Genomic DNA, 17,614 nt, shown 5'->3' with positions numbered 1-17,614 from the left:
CCTCCGAAGCTATAACAAATACGTTCAGGCCGGCGCGGCGCAGTGACGGCACGAACTCTTGCTTTGACAATTCCGGCTCGCCTGATATCATTTGCATACGAATGATTTTGACCGGTGCGAAACCGGCAGAAAGCCCGAAGCCAGGTGCTTTGGGGGGCCAAGTGGGGAATGGTCCGTTTCTGGGAAGGTTCTGGAAGGCAGAGCGTGATCCGTTACGCGAAACCCACCATGGTCGACGAGGCGCTCGCTCTGCTCGGCGAGGACCGCTGGCGCATTCTCGCCGGCGGCACGGATTTTTATCCGGCGCAGGGCGCGAAACCGTTCCGCGACAACATTCTCGACATCAACGGCCTGGCTACGCTGCGCGGCATCGAAGAGACGGACGGGCACTGGCGCATCGGCGCCCGCACGACGTGGACCGACATGGTTCATCACCCTCTGCCGGCCGCGTTCGACGCGCTCAAAGCGGCCGCGCGCGAGGTGGGCGCCATCCAGATCCAGAACGTCGCCTCGGTTGCTGGCAATCTCTGCAACGCCTCGCCCGCCGCCGACGGCGTGCCGGCCTTGCTGGCGCTCGATGCCGATGTCGAACTGCGGTCGGCGAAGGTCACACGTCATCTGCCGCTCGGCGAATTCATCCTCGGCAATCGCCGCACGGCGCTTGACCCGGGCGAAATGGTCACCGCCATTCGTGTCCCGAAGCGTTCCGCCGTCGGTACCTCGGCCTTCGTCAAGCTCGGCGCGCGGCGCTACCTCGTCATCTCGATCGCCATGGCGGCGGCGCGGCTCGTGATCGAGGACGGCATGGTCGCCGATGCCGCTGTTGCTGTCGGTGCGTGTTCCGCCGTCGCGCGTCGCCTCGCCGGCGTCGAGGCGGCTCTGCGTGGCCAGCCGGCCACCCCTGCGCTTGTCGATGCGGTGCTCACCACGCCGATCGATGAACTGTCGCCGATCGCCGATGTACGCGGCAGCGCCGAATACCGAGAGCAGGCGGCGCGCGAGATCGTCGTCCGCGCGGTTCGCGCTGCAGCCGGATTGGACGAAGGCAAGGTGGCCGCATGACCATGGAGCGCTCCGCAATCGCCTTCGAGGTCAACGGCGCCGCCGTCAGCGTTTCGGTGCCGCCGGTTCGGCGTCTGTCGCAGGTGTTGCGCGACGAGTTGCGGCTGACCGGCACCAAGGTCGGCTGCGACGCCGGCGATTGCGGCGCCTGCACCGTGCTGGTCGATGGTAGTCCGGTCTGCGCCTGCCTTGTGCCGGCGGCTTCCGTGACTGGCGCTTCCGTCACCACCGTCGAAGGCCTCGCCAATGGCCGGCTTTCGGCCTTGCAGGCCTCCTTCCTCGAACATGGCGCCGCGCAATGCGGCATCTGCACGCCCGGCCTGCTGGTCGCGGCCACCGCGCTTCTGGAGCGCAGCCCGACGCCCAGCGAGGCGGAAACGCAGGATGCGCTGGGCGGCGTGCTCTGCCGCTGCACCGGCTATCGCAAGATCGTCGCGGCGGTCATGCATGCGTCGAGGCACGTGAACGGCGTCGACCTCCGCCTGCCGGAAGCCGGCCACGCCGTCGGCGCCTCGCCGATTCGCCTCGACGGCGTGCCGAAGGTCACCGGCGGCGAGAAATTCGGTGGCGACTCTTTTCCGGCCGATGCGCTGTCGGTGCTCGTGGTCCGCTCGCCGCATTATCATGCTGGTTTCAGCTTCGGCGATCTCGACGCCTGGACGAAAGCGCATCCCGGCATCGCCGACGTCTTCACCGCCGCCGACATCGCCGGCAAGAACTGTTTTGGCGTCATCGGTCCCTTTGCCGACCAGCCGGCTCTGGCCGAAGGTTTTGTCCGCCTGCGCGGCGAGGCGGTGGCGCTGGTGGCGGGTGAGCGCGAGGCGATCCTCGATCTCGACCTGACGGATTTCCCGGTTACCTGGGAGGAACTGCCTCATCTGCTGCAGCCGCGTGAGGCGAAGGCTGACGGCGCGGCGCTGATCCACAGTCAACGCCCGGCGAACCTGCTGACCTCAGGCTATGTCGAACGCGGCGATCCCGAGGGCGCGCTTGCCGGCGCAGCCGTCACAGCGACAGGTATCATCGAGACCTCCTTTGTCGAGCATGCCTATATCGAGCCGGAAGCCGGCTACGCATATATGGATGGCGACACCCTCGTCGTCGTCGCCTGCACCCAGGCGCCCTATATGGACCGCGACGACACGGCCAAGGTGCTCGGGCTTGCCGTCGAAAAGGTGCGCATCGTGCCGACCGCCACCGGCGGCGGCTTTGGCTCGAAACTCGACGTCTCGCTGCAGCCCCTGATCGGTCTGGTGGCAATGAAGACGGGGCGGCCGGCAGCGCTCGCCTACACCCGCAATGAATCGATGATGTCGACCACCAAACGCCACCCCGCCGAGATGAAGGCGACCATCGGCGCCGATGCCGAGGGCCGCGTCAGCGGCATGATCTTCGCGGGCGACTTCAACACCGGCGCCTATGCCAGTTGGGGCCCGACGGTCGCCAATCGTGTCCCGGTGCACGCCTCCGGCCCTTACGCCACGCCGAACTATCGCGCCACCGGCTATGCCATCCACACCAACGGCCCGATCGCCGGCGCCTTCCGCGGCTTCGGCGTGCCGCAGGCCACCATCATGCAGGAGACGCTTTATGACGAGCTCGCCGACAAGCTCGGCATGGATCGGCTCGACTTCCGTCTTAAGAACTGCCTGCGCGACGGCTGCGAGACGGTCACCGGCCAGCAGCTGGAAACGGGCGTCGGCATTGGCGAATGCCTGGAACAGCTCCAGCCGCATTGGGCGCGGGCGCTGGCAGAGGCGGAAGCCTTCAACGCCACCAACACGGCAAGCAGGCGCGGCGTCGGCATTGCCTCCTGCTGGTATGGCTGCGGCAACACATCGCTGCCCAATCCCTCGACCATCAAGGTAGGCATCTCTCCTTCCGGCGAGGTGGTCCTGCACCAGGGCGCGGTCGATATCGGCCAAGGCTCCAACACCGTCATCGCCCAGATCTGCGCCGACGCGCTCGGCCTGCCGCTGGACAAATTTCGGCTGAAGAGCGCCGACACCGCCATCACACCCGACGCCGGCAAAACATCCGCCTCGCGCCAGACTTTTGTCACCGGCAAGGCGGCGGAGAAGGCTGGCCGAGCGCTGCGCGAGAAAATCCTGCGTTTTGCCAATGTCTCCGGCGAGGCGACCATTGCACTCGAAGGATCGAGCCTTTCGATCCGCGAAGGCGACGCGGCGCGGCGCATCGACCTCGCGGCGTTGAAGCCCGATGCCGACGGCCTAGTGTTTGTCGCGAAAGAAACCTACGACCCGCCGACGCTGCCGCTCGACGCCAAGGGCCAGGGCAAGCCTTACGCCGTCTATGGCTATGGCGCGCAGATCGCCGAGCTCGAGGTCGACTTGAAGCTCGGCACCGTCAAGCTGCTCAAGATCACCGCCGCGCATGATGTCGGCAAGGCGATCAATCCTGTGCTGGTCGAAGGCCAGATCGAGGGTGGCATCGCGCAGGGCATCGGCATGGCGCTGATGGAGGAATACATTCCCGGCCGTACCGAGAACCTGCACGACTACCTCATCCCCACCATCGGCGACGTGCCCCCGGTCGAGCATATTCTGGTCGAAGTTCCCGACCCCGAGGGGCCGTTCGGCGCCAAGGGCCTGGGCGAGCATGTGCTGATCCCGACGGCGCCGGCGATCCTCAACGCCATCCGCCATGCAACAGGCGTGCTGGTCACCAAGGTGCCGGCGACGCCTAGCCGCATCCTGGCGGCGATCCGCGAGAAGGAGGCGCGCCGATGAGCGAGCTTGCCGAACGTTTCGAAACCCACGATCCCGGCGAGAAGCAGGTGGCCGAAAAGATCCGCTGCGATGCCTGTCCGGTCATGTGCTACATCGCCGACGGCCGCACCGGCGCCTGTGACCGCTACGGCAATATTGGCGGCCGCATCGTGCGCATGGACCCGCTGACCATCCTCGACCACGCGGCCGAGACCGGCGGCACGGTGGTGCCCTTCGTCGCCGAGGGCGAGGCCTGGAATGGCGAACTGGTCAACACCGGCCGGCGTTTCGTCACCGCGATCGGCGCCGGCACCACCTATCCGGATTACAAGCCGGCGCCCTTTATCGTCAGCCAGGAAGTCGATGGCGTCGACCTCGTTACCGTCGTCACCGAGGGGATCTTCTCCTATTGCGGCGTGAAGGTGAAGATCGATACCGACCGCCATATCGGCGACGAGACGGCGACAGTGCGCGCCGAAGGCGAGGCGATTGGCCATGTCACGACCGGCGAATACGGTTCGCAGATGCTGTCGCTCGGCGGTGTCCACCATCTGACAGGCGGCTCCAAGCAGGAAGGCCGCGCCACCTGCGATGCGCTGCTCAATCTGTGCAACCGCAAGCCGGTCGAACTCACCATCGACGGCGGCGCGACGGTCGTCGTCGAGGCCGGCAAGGCGCCGGTCATCGACGGCAAGGTCGAGCACCGCATGCGCGTCGGCTGCGGCTCGGCCACCATCGGCATGTTCGCCACGCAATGGCGCGGCCTCGTCGACGAGGTGGTGGTGGTCGACGACCACATCACCGGCGTCGTCTCCGAGCACCAGGCCGGCAAGGTCCTGGGCTGGGAGGACACGGGGATAAAGATCATCGGCCGCCGTTCGACGCCCGGCCGCTACTTCAAGGTGTCCGAGCCCGGCCTCGGTTGGGGCGGCACCAGGATCGACGATCCGCTGTCGATCCTGGGCGACTGGAACGCCAAGAAGGGCGCCCGTCCGGGCCTGTCGCTGCTGATGGTTTCGACCACCGGCGAGCAGTTCGCCTACTACGAGCTCGACGACGAGCTGAAGCCGGTCCAAAGGCCGTTCCCCGAGCGGTTGCAAAAGTCCGTCGGCCTGATCGAGGACAATTGTGAGCCGGCGCTGTGCACGGTGCTGTTCATAGGCGGCGCCGGCGGCTCGCTGCGCGCCGGCGTCACCGAAAACCCGGTCAACCTCACCCGCTCGGTTCAGGGCCTGAAGACCTATGTGACGGTCGGCGGCGCGCCGGTCTATGTCTGGCCGGGCGGCGGCATCACGCTGATGGTCGACGTCACCCGCGTGCCTGAAGGCGCCTTCGGCTATGTGCCGACGCCGGCGCTGGTCGCGCCGATCGAATTCACCATGCGCCGCGACGACTATGTCCGGCTGGGCGGCTATGAAAACGAGATCCGCGGCGTCGAGGACATCCTCGCCAGGGGCGGCGAGTATCTCAACCCGCGCAGCAGCACCGGCGCGCCGGTCGACAACCCCTGGCCGCCATTGGCGCAACTGCGGCGGGCGGCGGCGAACGGGGCCGGATGATGAACGGCCCGCAGGCGCATTGGCTGCCCGACGGCAGGCGGCTCCATCTCAACCATGGGCCGATCGACCTTATCGTCGAGGCGTTTGGCTCCGCGGATGAATGCCGCCCCGCCTACGAGCAGGCTGTCACGCGTTTCCAGACGATCCTGATCGAACTGGTCGAAGAGCTTCCGGAATTGCGCCTCCCGGCCTTCTTCCTGGCGCCGCGCGATTTCGCGGGCCCGACGGCGCGCCGCATGGAGGCGGCCGTCATGCGGTTGGCGGAATGTTTCATCACCCCGATGGCCGCCGTTGCCGGCTCGGTAGCCGACGAGATTCTCGACGCCCTGCTCGCCGGCCGCCGGCTCGATCGCGCCTATGTCAACAATGGCGGCGACTGCGCGCTTCATCTCGGCAAGGGCCAGTCGATGACATCGGCCATTGCCGGCACCGGCCACGGCATGGCCGACCGTGTCACCATACGCGCCGAGGATGGCGTGCGTGGCATTGCCACCAGCGGCTGGCGGGGCCGGTCGTTTTCCTTAGGCGTCGCCGACGCCGTCACCGTTCTGGCGCCGACCGGCGCCGAGGCCGACGCGGCGGCAACGCTCATTGCCAACGCGGTCGACCTGCCCGGTCACCCTGCCATCACGCGCGTTGCGGCGCGCGACCTGGCGCCCGATAGCGATCTCGGCGAGCAGATGGTGACGCAAAGCGTCGGCGCGCTTTCGCCGGTCGAGGTTGCCCGGGCGCTGGACAAGGGCCTCGCGGTCGCCGAAGATTTTCGCCGGCGCGGCCTGATCGCCGCCTCGGCGCTGTTTCTGGCGGGTGAAACCCGCATCAGTGGTTCCGTGGCGCTCGCCGCGCCCAACAAGCATCAAGCGAAGGAAACTGCCCATGCCTGACTTTCCGATCCGCAAGGTCGCGGTCCTGACCGAGGAGATTTTCCATGACGGCGGCCCCGTGGCGAAAAAGCCACGCCTGCGCGCCGCCGCGCTCGCCGTGGTCAAGAACCCCTTCGCCGGCCGCTATTTCGAGGATCTGCAGAGCGCGATGGAAGATTTGAAGCCGCTCGGGCTTCTGCTTTCCGACAGGCTGATCGCGGCGCTCGGCGGCGACGTCAAGAAGATCGACGGCTACGGCAAGGGCGCCATCGTCGGTTCCGCGGGTGAGCTTGAGCATGGCGCGCTGTGGCATGTGCCCGGCGGCTACGCCATGCGCGAGCGGCTCGGCGACGCCAAGGCCATCGTGCCGTCGGCCAAGAAGGTCGGCGCTTTCGGCTCGCGGCTCGATGTGCCGCTCGGCCACATCAACGCCGCCTATGTGCGCAGCCATTTCGACGCCATGGAGGTCGGCATCAGCGACGGCCCGCGTCCCGACGAAATCCTGTTCTGCCTCGCCATGACCTGCGGCCCGCGCGTCCACAACCGCATGGGCGGCCTGGCGGCCGCGGACATCAAGGCGTGGGACGGCCTGAGATGAGCGGCGAGGACAATCTGCTGCGGCTGGTCGAGGCCGAGGACGGCGACGAGAACAACTACCATTTGCAGGATCAGGTCGGCTTCATCCTGCGCAAGGCGCATCAGCGCCATGTCTCGCTCTTTGCCTCGCATATCGCCGACCTGACGCCGCCGCAATTCGCGGCTCTCGCCAAGCTCTACGATATCGGCGAAACCTCGCAGAACCAACTCGGCACGCTGATCGCCATGGATGCCGCCACCGTGAAGGGCGTCATCGACCGGCTGAAGGCGCGGGGCCTGGTCGAGGTCTCTAAGCACGAGGTCGACAAAAGGCGCCTGCTCGTCAATCTGACGCCGGAAGGCCGCGAGGCAATCGAGCGGCTGATCCCGCTCGCCCGCACCATCACCGAGGAAACGCTGGCACCACTGACGGCCAAGGAAGCCGCGACCTTTTTGCGGCTGCTGGCGAAGCTTGCCTGAGCGAACCAGGAAAGAATGCCGGATGGTTTTCGGGCAGTAAGACGGCCAAGTTTGGTCGTCCTGAGCCCTTTTAGGCAGGGTTGGCTGCCAGCGCCGCCGGCGAGGGGTGCAGCGCACCCGCCGTCGGGTTGGGAACTCTGGGTAGTCCATCGAAGATGGCTGCGGTACGCCGCCAGATCACGGTCACAACCAACATCGCTATGTAACTGTCAACGGCATAGTGCCAGCCGGTATAGATCGAACCGAACAGAATGAAGATCGCGAACATCCAGCCGGCTGCGCCGAGCCAACGGCTGAGCCGCGCCAGGTAGAAGGCGTTCAATGTCGCGACCGCCACATGCATGCTGGGCATCGCGGATATCCCGGTGCCGAGATCCGGCCTGTTGGCCTGGTAGCTGCCGAGGAGATAGTCGGAATAAAGCAGCACATGCTCGTTGGATGGCCGCCGTTTCAGTATTTCCAGAAGTTCGACATAGCGGTGACCGCCTAAAAACTGATCGTAAAAAATCGGGCCAACGGAGGAGAATAGTGTCGCCAGGAATGTCCCGACCGCCATCGTCACGAATGCGAGAGCCGTAAGATAACGTAGATGCACGAGCTGGTTGGCGAAGAGCGCCGCGAAAAACACCATGCCAAACCATTCGACGAACCAGACCTTGGAGTAGGTCAGTGCTACCAGCATTGCCAATGTGTCGGAATCGAAGGCATGCGCGATTCGCCATGGCGCCTGCCCATGCAGGAATTCGCCGATGTCCGCCAAAGCCTTGTCGCTATAAAAGGGCATTATGCCCGGTATGTTGACCTTGTAGGTCGTGAAGGCGCTCAGCGACAGGACGAAAACCGTCACGACGAGCGCCGCTCGCAATCCGTTCGATCGAAGCGAAGTCTTGATGAAGCCTATGGGCGCTCTTGGTGAAACGATCACAGCCGCGGGTACGATCACGGCGAGGCAGGAGAACGGCCCCCACATGATGAGCTGGAACACATACAGCAGCGTCACCCGCCAGTATACCGACGGCCAGAACAGGGCCGCTAAGGCGATATAGATCAGACAGAGCAGCAGCAGCTTGCGCGAGACATAGGCGACTTTTCTGTCGTCCGTCGTTTGGCTGAGATCGCCCTGAGGCTGGCGCGAAAAACCAGCATCCGCAGCTACACCGTCCTGCAGTCCCACCAACGTCACCCCTCACGCCGCCGGGATTTCTCTATAGTTGTGGTATTAATATATAATTATAAGGACCGGTGGTGTTTTAGGCGGATCGAAGTATCAGTGAAATCCTATTGCAGGTGGATATTTTTAAGCGATGGGTCGGTCATTCCGTTGGAAGAGAAACCCCGAACATTTCCTTCGCCTCTTCAAGTGTATAGTAGCCAAGTCTAATATCTTCGGCGACCCGCTTCGGGTCACGTTCGCGCGGGTCGCCATAACCGCCGCCGCCTGGCGTGCCCACTCGCACGCGATCGCCGGCCTTGAGCGCGATGTCCTGCTCCTTGGAAAGATGCGGCGGCACATGCGCTTCGCCGCCCCGGAACACGGTGACACTGTTCGGCGCGCCGTCCTTGCCGCCGAGCGCGCCCTGCGGTCCGAAGCGGCCGTGATCCATGACGAAGGAGGCGCGGGCGTCGCCGCGCAGGATCTCGACCTCATAGGCAAGCCCGAAACCGCCGCGATGTTTTCCCGCGCCGCCCGAGCCCTCGCGCAGCGCGTAGTGCCGGTAGAGCACCGGGAAGGCCTGCTCCATGATCTCGACCGGCGGCGACTTCGAAATGCCGATGGTCGAGCAGCCATTGCTCAGACCATCATGGCCGGCATTGCCGCCATAGCCACCGCCGGAGATCTGGTACATGACATAGTCGCGGCCGCGCGCCGGGTCGTTGCCGCCGAGCGCGAAATTGCCGCTGGAGCCGGCGGGTGCCGCCGTCACCTTTTCCGGCAGCGCCTGCACCATCGCCGCGAACACGGCTTCCGCGATGCGCTGCGAGACTTCCGCCGCGCAGCCCGAAACCGGGCGCGGATATTTGGCGTCGAGGAACGTGCCTTCCGGCCGCTTGACGTTCAGCGGCTCGAAGGCCCCGGCGCTGATCGGCACCTCCGGAAAGATATGCCGCATGGCGAGATAGACGGACGACAGGGTCGTCGCCAAGACGCTGTTCATCGGCCCGGCGCATGGCTTCGATGAGCCGGCAAAGTCGAAGCTCAGCGTGTCGCCCTGCTTCTCGACGGCGAGATTGATGGTCAGCGGCTCGTTCACCACGCCGTCGGAATCGACGAAGGCCTGCGAGCGGTAGGTGCCGTCCGGTATGACGGCGATCGAGGCGCGCATCTGTTCGGCGGCTCGGCGGCGCAGCTCCGCGATCGCCTCGACGACGGTTTCGTCACCGTAACGATCCAGGATTTCATTCAGCCTGTCCTGCCCGATCAGGAGTGCGGCGGCCTGCGCGCGGATGTCGCCGATGCGCTGGTCGGCGACCCGGATGTTCGAGCAGATGATGGCGTAGATCTCCGGATCGAGCATACCCTTCTTGAACAGTTTCACCGGCGGCAGCCTCAGCCCCTCCTGCTCGACCGCGGTGGCGGAAGCGGAAAAGCCGCCCGGCACCGAGCCGCCGATGTCGGGCCAGTGGCCGGTGTTGGAGAGCCAGCAAAAGATTTTCCCATCCCGGTAGACCGGCATGACGAAGCGCACATCCATCAGATGCGTGCCGCCGAGATAGGGATCGTTGACGATGTAGATGTCGCCGGGTTCAGGCGCCAGGCAACGGCCGTCGGCGATCATCTCGATCACCGTCCTGGTCGAATATTGCATCACGCCGACGAACACCGGCAGGCCCTGGCTGCCTTGCGCGATCAGCGAGCCGTCGACGGCCGAATAGATGCCGTCGGAACGGTCGTTGGCTTCGGCGATGACCGGCGAAAAGGCCGCGCGGGAAAAGGTCAGATCCATCTCGTCGCAGACCTGCTGCAACGCTGCCTGCAGCACCGAGAGCGTGATCGTGTCGAGCTTTGCCATCTCAAGCCTCGCCGATGTCGATGATGATGTTGCCGTCGGCGTCCGATCGCGCCCGGTCGCCGGGCTCCAGCACCGTGGTGGCGTCCATCTGTTCCAGGATCGCCGGCCCCTCGATTGTCGCATCGAGCGGCAGTTTTTCGCGCGCATAGACCGGCGTGTCGTGCCAGGCACCATGATACCAGACCGGCCGGATTTCGCGCCGCGCCTCCTCGAGCGTTGCCGCGCGCCCGGCGGGATCGATCAGCCGCGACAGGTCGATCTGCGGCCGCACGCCGGTGACCGAGGTGTTCAAGTTGACGAGGTTGGCTCGGATTTCCGGCAGCTCGACCTTGAAGCGGGCGAAATAGGCTTTTTCGAACAGAAGCTGCAGTGTCTCTCGTGAAACCGAGGACGACGGCAGCGGCACGTTGATGATGTGCGTCTGGCCGACGAACTGCATGTCGGCGGAATGCGTGACGCGGATCGCGTCGGGCTTCACTGCTTCCTTGGCGATCAGCGCCTCGCCTTCGTCCCGGTGCCGTTCCAATAACTCGTGAAGCGAAGCTTCATCGAGCGCCCCGACCGGCATGTTGATTGTGTTGACGAAGTCATGCCGCATATCCGCGACGACGCAGCCGAGCGCGTTGGTGATGCCGGGCCGTGCCGGCACCAGCACCCTGGGCAGGCCGAGCTCGCGGGCGAGCGCCGTCGCGTGCAGCGGCCCGGCGCCGCCAAAGGCAAACAGCGCGAAATCGCGCGGGTCATGGCCGCGCGAGACCGACACCATGCGGATGGCGCCGGCCATCTTCATGTTGCCGAGCCGCAGCACCGCGCCAGCCGCTTCGACGCCCGAGAGCCCGGTGCGCTTGCCGATCTTCTCCTCGAAAATGCCGGTCACACGTTCGACGGTAACAGGATTGTCCACGGCCAACAGCTTCTTCGGCGCCAGCCGTCCCAGCACCAGATTGGCGTCGGTGATGGTCGGTTCGCTGCCGCCGCGCCCGTAGCAGATCGGGCCGGGATTGGCGCCGGCGCTTTCCGGGCCGATCTGGATCAGCCCGGCCGCATCGACGCGCGCGATCGAGCCGCCGCCGGCGCCGACGGTGTGCACCGCCACCATCGGCACGTGGATCGGCATCGCGTATTCGATCTCGATCTCGTTCGACACCGCGGGCTCGGCGTTGCGGATCAGCGCCACGTCGGTCGAGGTGCCGCCCATGTCGTAGGTGACGAGGTTGCCGAAGCCGGCGCGCTTTCCGGTATAGGCGGCGGCGATCACGCCGGAAGCCGGCCCGGACATCACCGTCTTGGCCGATTCCAGCGTGACGAAGCGCGCCGATATCATGCCGCCATTGCCGTTCATGATCAGGAAGTCGCGGGCATAGCCTTTGGATGCCAGTTCCTTGCGCAGCCGCTCGACATAGCGCTCGAGGATCGGCTGCACCGAGGCGTTGACCGCCGCAGTCACGCCGCGCTCGAACTCGCGCGCTTCCGAAAGCAACGCATGCCCGGTGGTGATGTGACCGTTCGGCCAAAGCTCCGCCGCGATCTCGGCGGCACGCCGCTCATGCATGGGGTTGGCGTAGGAGTGCAGGAAGTGGATGACCAACGACTCGCAGCCGGCGTCGAGCAGCCTTTTCACCGCGTCGCGCATCTCTGCTTCATCGAGTTGAATGCGCACCGCGCCGGAGGCCTCGACCCGTTCCGACACTTCGAGCCTGAGATCCCGCGGGATGACCGGCACGAAGGTGCCCGTCATGCCATAGGCCTGTGGCCGCGTGCGCCGTCCAAGCTCGATCACGTCGCGAAAACCGCGCGTGGTGATCATGCCGGTTCTGGCCAGACGCCGCTCCAGAACGGCGTTGGTGGTGGTCGTGGTGCCATGCACGATGAGGTCGATGCCGTCGATCGGAAAGCCGGTCGCGCCGAGTGCGGAAACCACGCCGAAGGCTTGGTTTTCGACGGTGGTCGGCGTCTTGGCGATATGCACCTTGCCGCCCGCCTTGCCATCGATCAGAAGCAGGTCGGTGAAGGTGCCGCCGACATCGATGCCTGCCACGACGCTACCCGCCGACGCCGAAAAATTCTCATTCATTGCCGAAACCCGAAATAGCAGGACTACGGATATGCCTCGGTTTGGAAAGGCATTTTACGTCGCCATCTTGACCTGAAGATCATTTGTATACTAATAAGTTTCCGACACAAGAGCTTACCGCTTGTCAGTGTGTGAGCAGCACGCCGGGACCTGACCGTTCGGGCGCGCAGGAGAGAGTTTGGCGCCAGCGGGTCTCGTCTGGCATGGAAAGTTGGGTTTGATGAACACGACATCCGCCTTGAACGTCGCCGGCGTAAAGCCGCTGCAGTTCCCGATCCCGGCCAATGTCTATGCCGAGACCGTGGTGTCGGTGAAGCATTACACCGACCGGCTGTTCTCGTTCCGCATCACCCGCCCGCAGTCGCTGCGCTTCCGCTCCGGCGAATTCGTCATGATCGGCCTGCCCAATGCCGAGAAGCCGGTCTTCCGCGCTTATTCGGTCGCCAGCCCCGCCTGGGACGAGGAGCTTGAATTCTTCTCGATCAAGGTGCCGGACGGCCCGCTCACGTCCGAGCTGCAGAAGATCCAGGTCGGCGACACCGTCATCATGCGCCAGAAGTCGACCGGCACGCTGGTGCTCGACGCGCTGACGCCTGCCAAGCGTGTGTTCATGATCTCGACCGGCACCGGCATCGCGCCCTTCGCCAGCCTGCTGCGTGATCCCGACACCTATGAAAAGTTCGACCAGGTCATCCTGACCCACACCTGCCGCGACAATGCCGAGCTGACCTACGGCCAGGAGCTGGTTGCGGCGCTGGAGAGCGACCCGCTGATCGGCGAGTTGACCGGCGGCCGCGTCACGCTTTACAACTCGACCACTCGCGAGGAGTCGGCGCGCATGGGCCGCATCACCGCGCTGATCGGCTCGGGCAAGTTCTATTCCGACCTCGGCATCGACAAGCTCAATCCCGAGACCGACCGCATCATGATCTGCGGCTCGATGCATATGCTGAAGGACGTCAAGGAACTGGCTGAAAGCCTCGGCTTCCAGGAAGGCTCGCTCAGTCATCCGGCCAGCTTCGTCGTCGAGCGCGCCTTCGTCGGCTGAACGCTGGTCGCAGCCCGCCAGCTCTGTTGGAGGCGTCTGAGATTAGCGACGACATTCGCGCTTCGTCATTCTAGGGCGGAGCAAGGAGCGGAGCGACGCGCGCAGACCCTAGAATCCATGCCGTTACGCTAAGGCGTTGCGGGGGTTACAGAATTCTGCACCGTTGCACTCTGCGGCAGAGGTCGCGGCATGGATACTCGGGTCAAGCCCGAGTATGACGAAGGGATGGGCGTTTCGGCCAATCTCCAACGCCGGGAGCGGCAACTCAGCGTGATATTTTGACCATGTGGTCAAAAATCGGCTGCTTTCGCCGCCTTTTTCCGCTATGACCCTTTTGAAAGACTCGTGAAGCATCGCTTCACGGGCTATCCTTCGGCTGAGGTCGCTGAAATGAAAGGGCAGGAGATGAGCAGCACGATCCGCGAGGCAGGCCCCGGCGCGCCCAAAATCATGCCGCTGACGGCGCGCGCCGCCGCCAACACGCCAGTGCCGCTGGAGCATGGCATCGCCCGCAATCCCGGCATGAAGCTCGATCTCGGCTTCCTGGAATCGGTGCGCAGCGTCAACCGCTCGGCGCTGGAGCGGCGTGTCGCGACGCTGACCAAGCGGCGCTCGATCAAGGCCGACAACCAGGCCGCCTGGCTGCTGCGCGCCATTGCCTGCATGGACCTCACCACGCTCAACTCCAACGATACCGACGAGCGCGTGCGCCGGCTCTGCGCCAAGGCGATCAACCCTCTCCGCCGGGATATCGTCGAGGGCCTGGGTATATCGGGCGAAACCATCCGTCCGGCGGCGGTCTGCGTCTACCATCCCTTCGTCGCCACCGCGGTCGATGCCGTGCGCGGCACCGGCATCCATGTCGCCGCGGTCTCTACTGCCTTCCCGCACGGCCTTGCGCCGCTGTCTACGCGCCTGCAGGAGATCGAGGCCTCGGTGAAGGATGGTGCCGACGAGATCGACGTCGTCATTCCGCGCGGCCTGGTCTACGGCGCAAAATGGCGCGAGCTCTTCAACGAAATCGTCGCCATGCGCGCCGCCTGCGGCGATGCGCATCTCAAGGTCATTCTCGGTACCGGCGATCTCGCCACGCTGCGCAACGTCATGCTCGCCTCCATGGTGGCGATGATGGCGGGCGCCGATTTCATAAAAACCTCGACCGGCAAGGAAAGCGTCAACGCCACGCTTCCCGTCGGTCTTGCCATGGTGCGCGCCATCCGCGCCTATTTCGAGGAGACCGGCTACCTGATCGGCTTCAAGCCGGCGGGCGGCATCTCGACAGCGAAAGTCTCGCTCGACTGGCTGGTGCTGATGAAGGAAGAACTCGGCAGGCCCTGGCTCGAGCCGAACCTGTTCCGCTTCGGGGCCTCCAGCCTGCTCACCGACATCGAACGCCAGCTCGAGCATCATCTGACCGGCCATTATTCGGCCAACCATCGCCACGCGATGGCGTAGCGCGAGTGAAGGCCTTGAACGTCGAGTTCCTTCGCGCCCCCCTCTGTCCTGCCGGACATCTCCCCCGCGAGGGGGGAGATCAGCTTGCCCCCTCGTCCGCCCTCGTTCTGCAACGCTGGCGATTGGCGAAATCGCCGATGACGGCCAATCTCCCCACAAGTGGGGGAGATGTCCGGCAGGACAGAGGGGGGCGCCGTAGAGCACCCACTTATCCAGAAATCTCCTCCGGGAGGAGCACCCCATGAACATCCTCGAACGCTATCACGCCATGGAATACGGCCCGGCGCCGGAAGCCCGCAACGAGGCGGATGCCTGGTTGGCCTCGCGCGATTTCGCGAAAGCGCTGTTCATCGACGGCGCCTGGAAAGCGGCGGCCAGCGGCAAGACCTTCGAGACCAGCGAGCCGTCCTCCGGCAAGCTTCTGGCCAAAATCTCCGATGCCGGCGCGGCCGATATCGAGGCCGCGGTCACCGCCGCTGCGAAAGCGCTACCGAAATGGAGCGCCTCCTCCGGCTACGCCCGCGCAAAAGTCCTCTACGCCATCGGCCGCGCCATGCAGCGCCATCAGCGCCTGTTCGCCGTGCTGGAATCGATCGACAACGGCAAGCCGATCCGCGAAAGCCGCGACATCGACGTGCCGCTGGCGATCCGCCATTTCATCCACCATGCCGGCTGGGCGCAGACGCTGGAGAAGGATTTTCCCGATCACAAGCCGGTCGGCGTCGTCGGCCAGGTCATTCCGTGGAATTTCCCGCTGCTGATGCTGGCCTGGAAGATCGCGCCGGCTCTAGCCGCCGGCTGCACGGTGTTGCTGAAGCCTGCCGAATTCACCCCGCTCACCGCCATCCTGTTCGCCGAGATCTGCGAACGCGCCGGCGTGCCGAAGGGCGTCGTCAACATCGTCCAGGGCGGGCCTGAGGCGGGCGCGGCCATCGTCAACCACCCAGGTGTGCAGAAGATCGCCTTCACCGGCTCGTCGGAAGTCGGCAAGATCATCCGCAAGGCGACAGCCGGATCGGGTAAGAAACTGTCGCTTGAGCTCGGCGGCAAGTCGGCCTTCGTCGTCTTCGAGGATGCCGACCTCGACAGCGCCGTCGAAGGTCTCGTCGACGGCATCTGGTTCAACCAGGGCCAGGTCTGCTGCGCCGGCTCGCGTCTCCTGGTCCAGGAAGGCATCGCGGAAGCCTTCATCGCCAAGGTCAAGGTCAGGATGAGTCGTCTGCGTGTCGGCAGCCCGCTCGACAAGAACACCGACATCGGCCCGCTGGTCGACAGTACCCAGCTTGACCGCGTCAGGGGCCTGATCGCCGAAGGCGCGAAACAGGGCGCCGTCTGCTGGCAGCCTGACGCCACACTGCCATCCTCCGGCTATTATCACCTGCCGACACTGGCGACATCTGTTTCGCCGGCTAACATTCTGGCGCAGGAAGAGGTCTTCGGCCCGGTTCTGGCCACGATGAGCTTCCGCAACACCGAGGAAGCGATCGAGCTCGCCAACAACACGCGCTACGGCCTTGCCGCCTCTGTGTGGAGCGAGAACGTCAACCTTGCCCTGCACGTCGCCCCGCAACTGAAGGCCGGCGTCGTCTGGATCAACGGCACCAACATGTTCGACGCCGCCTGCGGCTTCGGCGGCTACCGCGAAAGCGGCTTTGGCCGCGAAGGCGGCCGCGAGGGCATGTTCGAATATCTGGCGGCCAAGCTGCCTGTCGGCCCGGCCATCAAGCCGGCTGCGGTCGGCTCGGCCCAGCCGGTTGAGCAGGCGGATGGCACGTCGATCGATCGCACGGCAAAGCTGTTCATCGGCGGCAAGCAGGTGCGGCCGGATGGCAATTATTCGCTCGCTGTCGCTGGCGCCAAGGGCAAGCTGGCCGGCGAAGTCGGCCTCGGCAACCGCAAGGATATCCGCGATGCAGTTTCTGCTGCCCGGGCCTGCAAGGCCTGGCCGGAGGCGACCGCCTATAACCGCAGCCAGGTGCTCTATTATCTCGCCGAAAACCTGTCCGGCCGCGCCGACGAGTTTGCCGCGCGTCTGGTCCAGCTTACCGGGGTTGCCGCCAAGGCGGCGCGGGAAGAGGTCGAGCAGTCGATCGAGCGGCTGTTCCTCTATGCCGGCCTCGCCGACAAGTTCGAGGGCCGCGTCCACCAGCCGCCGGCCCGTGTCGTGACACTGGCGCTGCATGAGCCGGTCGGTGTCGTCGGCATCGTCGCGCCGGACAACCAGCCTTTGCTCAATTTTGTGTCGCTGGTGGCGCCGGCGCTCGCCATGGGCAACACCGTCGTCGCCGTCCCGTCCGAATGGCATCCGCTTTTGGCCACCGACCTGTACCAGGTGATCGAATATTCCGACTTGCCTGCCGGCGCCATCAACATCGTCACCGGCCGCAGCGCCGAGCTTTGCGGCGTCTTGGCCAAGCACGATGATGTCGACGGGCTCTGGGTGTTCGCCGATGCCGACACCTGCGCCAAGGCGGAGGCCGACTCCGTCGGCAACCTCAAGCGCGTCTGGACCGGCAACGGCCGCACGCTGGACTGGGCGTCGGGCGAAGCCGCCGGCGATGCCTTCCTGCGCCGCGCCATCGAGGTCAAGAACGTCTGGGTGCCTTACGGCGATTGATACCTCCCGCCTGAAGTACGCCGCGGCGGAGCCATTTCGGCTGCTGCCGCGACCGCGTTCGGGCTTGACGCTGGCGCGCATGTTCTTTAACGAGAAAAAACATCTTTATCTGTGAAGCCGTAGCGTAGGCCGCACGATGC

12 protein-coding genes are annotated in these 17,614 nt (G+C 65.1%); 9 read left to right on the top strand and 3 right to left on the bottom strand.

Annotation, left to right across the window (positions count from 1 at the left end; translation table 11 throughout):
* Positions 1-204: 204 nt before the first annotated feature.
* Genes DPM33_RS09205 through DPM33_RS09180 form a run of 6 tightly spaced genes read left to right on the top strand, consistent with a single transcriptional unit; the run spans position 205 to position 7,269 of the window.
* Complete coding sequence (locus tag DPM33_RS09205) at positions 205-1,062, top strand: FAD binding domain-containing protein (protein ID WP_112097082.1); 858 nt, start codon at positions 205-207, stop codon at positions 1,060-1,062.
* Entirely contained in the window at positions 1,059-3,812 is a 2,754-nt protein-coding gene (locus DPM33_RS09200; protein WP_112097081.1) for a molybdopterin-dependent oxidoreductase, read from the top strand. Before DPM33_RS09205 ends, DPM33_RS09200 begins: the two co-directional genes overlap by 4 nt.
* Complete coding sequence (locus tag DPM33_RS09195) at positions 3,809-5,350, top strand: 6-hydroxynicotinate reductase (protein WP_112097080.1); 1,542 nt, start codon at positions 3,809-3,811, stop codon at positions 5,348-5,350. Before DPM33_RS09200 ends, DPM33_RS09195 begins: the two co-directional genes overlap by 4 nt.
* Complete coding sequence (locus tag DPM33_RS09190) at positions 5,350-6,234, top strand: UPF0280 family protein (protein ID WP_112097295.1); 885 nt, start codon at positions 5,350-5,352, stop codon at positions 6,232-6,234. Before DPM33_RS09195 ends, DPM33_RS09190 begins: the two co-directional genes overlap by 1 nt.
* Positions 6,227-6,811, top strand: coding sequence for an amino acid synthesis family protein (locus tag DPM33_RS09185; protein ID WP_112097079.1), 585 nt, complete (start codon positions 6,227-6,229; stop codon positions 6,809-6,811). Before DPM33_RS09190 ends, DPM33_RS09185 begins: the two co-directional genes overlap by 8 nt.
* Positions 6,808-7,269, top strand: a complete 462-nt coding sequence (locus tag DPM33_RS09180; protein WP_112097078.1) for a MarR family winged helix-turn-helix transcriptional regulator — start codon at positions 6,808-6,810, stop codon at positions 7,267-7,269. The genes DPM33_RS09185 and DPM33_RS09180 overlap by 4 nt, the downstream gene beginning before the upstream one ends.
* Before the next feature lie 70 nt (positions 7,270-7,339).
* On the opposite strand, the gene DPM33_RS09175 is transcribed toward DPM33_RS09180, so the two are convergent.
* The 3 genes from DPM33_RS09175 to DPM33_RS09165 form a co-directional block, all read right to left on the bottom strand.
* Positions 7,340-8,443 carry a phosphatase PAP2 family protein gene (locus tag DPM33_RS09175; RefSeq protein WP_146770221.1) on the bottom strand — a complete coding sequence of 368 codons (1,104 nt, stop codon included), beginning with the start codon at positions 8,441-8,443 and terminating at the stop codon, positions 7,340-7,342.
* Positions 8,444-8,582: 139 nt separating this feature from the next.
* Complete coding sequence (locus DPM33_RS09170) at positions 8,583-10,280, bottom strand: hydantoinase B/oxoprolinase family protein (protein WP_112097076.1); 1,698 nt, start codon at positions 10,278-10,280, stop codon at positions 8,583-8,585.
* Between the two features lies 1 nt (position 10,281).
* Positions 10,282-12,354, bottom strand: a complete 2,073-nt coding sequence (locus DPM33_RS09165) for a hydantoinase/oxoprolinase family protein (RefSeq protein WP_112097075.1) — start codon at positions 12,352-12,354, stop codon at positions 10,282-10,284.
* 220 nt (positions 12,355-12,574) lie between these two features.
* Between DPM33_RS09165 and DPM33_RS09160 the strand changes: the two genes are divergently transcribed.
* The 3 genes from DPM33_RS09160 to DPM33_RS09145 all read left to right on the top strand — a co-directional run bounded on the left by DPM33_RS09160 (position 12,575) and on the right by DPM33_RS09145 (position 17,474).
* Complete coding sequence (locus DPM33_RS09160; RefSeq protein WP_112097074.1) at positions 12,575-13,402, top strand: ferredoxin--NADP reductase; 828 nt, start codon at positions 12,575-12,577, stop codon at positions 13,400-13,402.
* 405 nt (positions 13,403-13,807) lie between these two features.
* Positions 13,808-14,857 carry a deoxyribose-phosphate aldolase gene (gene deoC / locus DPM33_RS09155; RefSeq protein ID WP_112097294.1) on the top strand — a complete coding sequence of 350 codons (1,050 nt, stop codon included), beginning with the start codon at positions 13,808-13,810 and terminating at the stop codon, positions 14,855-14,857.
* 241 nt (positions 14,858-15,098) lie between these two features.
* Positions 15,099-17,474, top strand: a complete 2,376-nt coding sequence (locus tag DPM33_RS09145; RefSeq protein WP_112097073.1) for an aldehyde dehydrogenase family protein — start codon at positions 15,099-15,101, stop codon at positions 17,472-17,474.
* The last annotated feature ends 140 nt before the right edge of the window (positions 17,475-17,614 follow it).

This window comes from Mesorhizobium hawassense, from assembly GCF_003289945.1.
Classification (GTDB): domain Bacteria; phylum Pseudomonadota; class Alphaproteobacteria; order Rhizobiales; family Rhizobiaceae; genus Mesorhizobium; species Mesorhizobium hawassense.
Note: the sequence above shows the minus strand (reverse complement) of the source record. Positions and strands in the feature narration are given on the sequence as shown.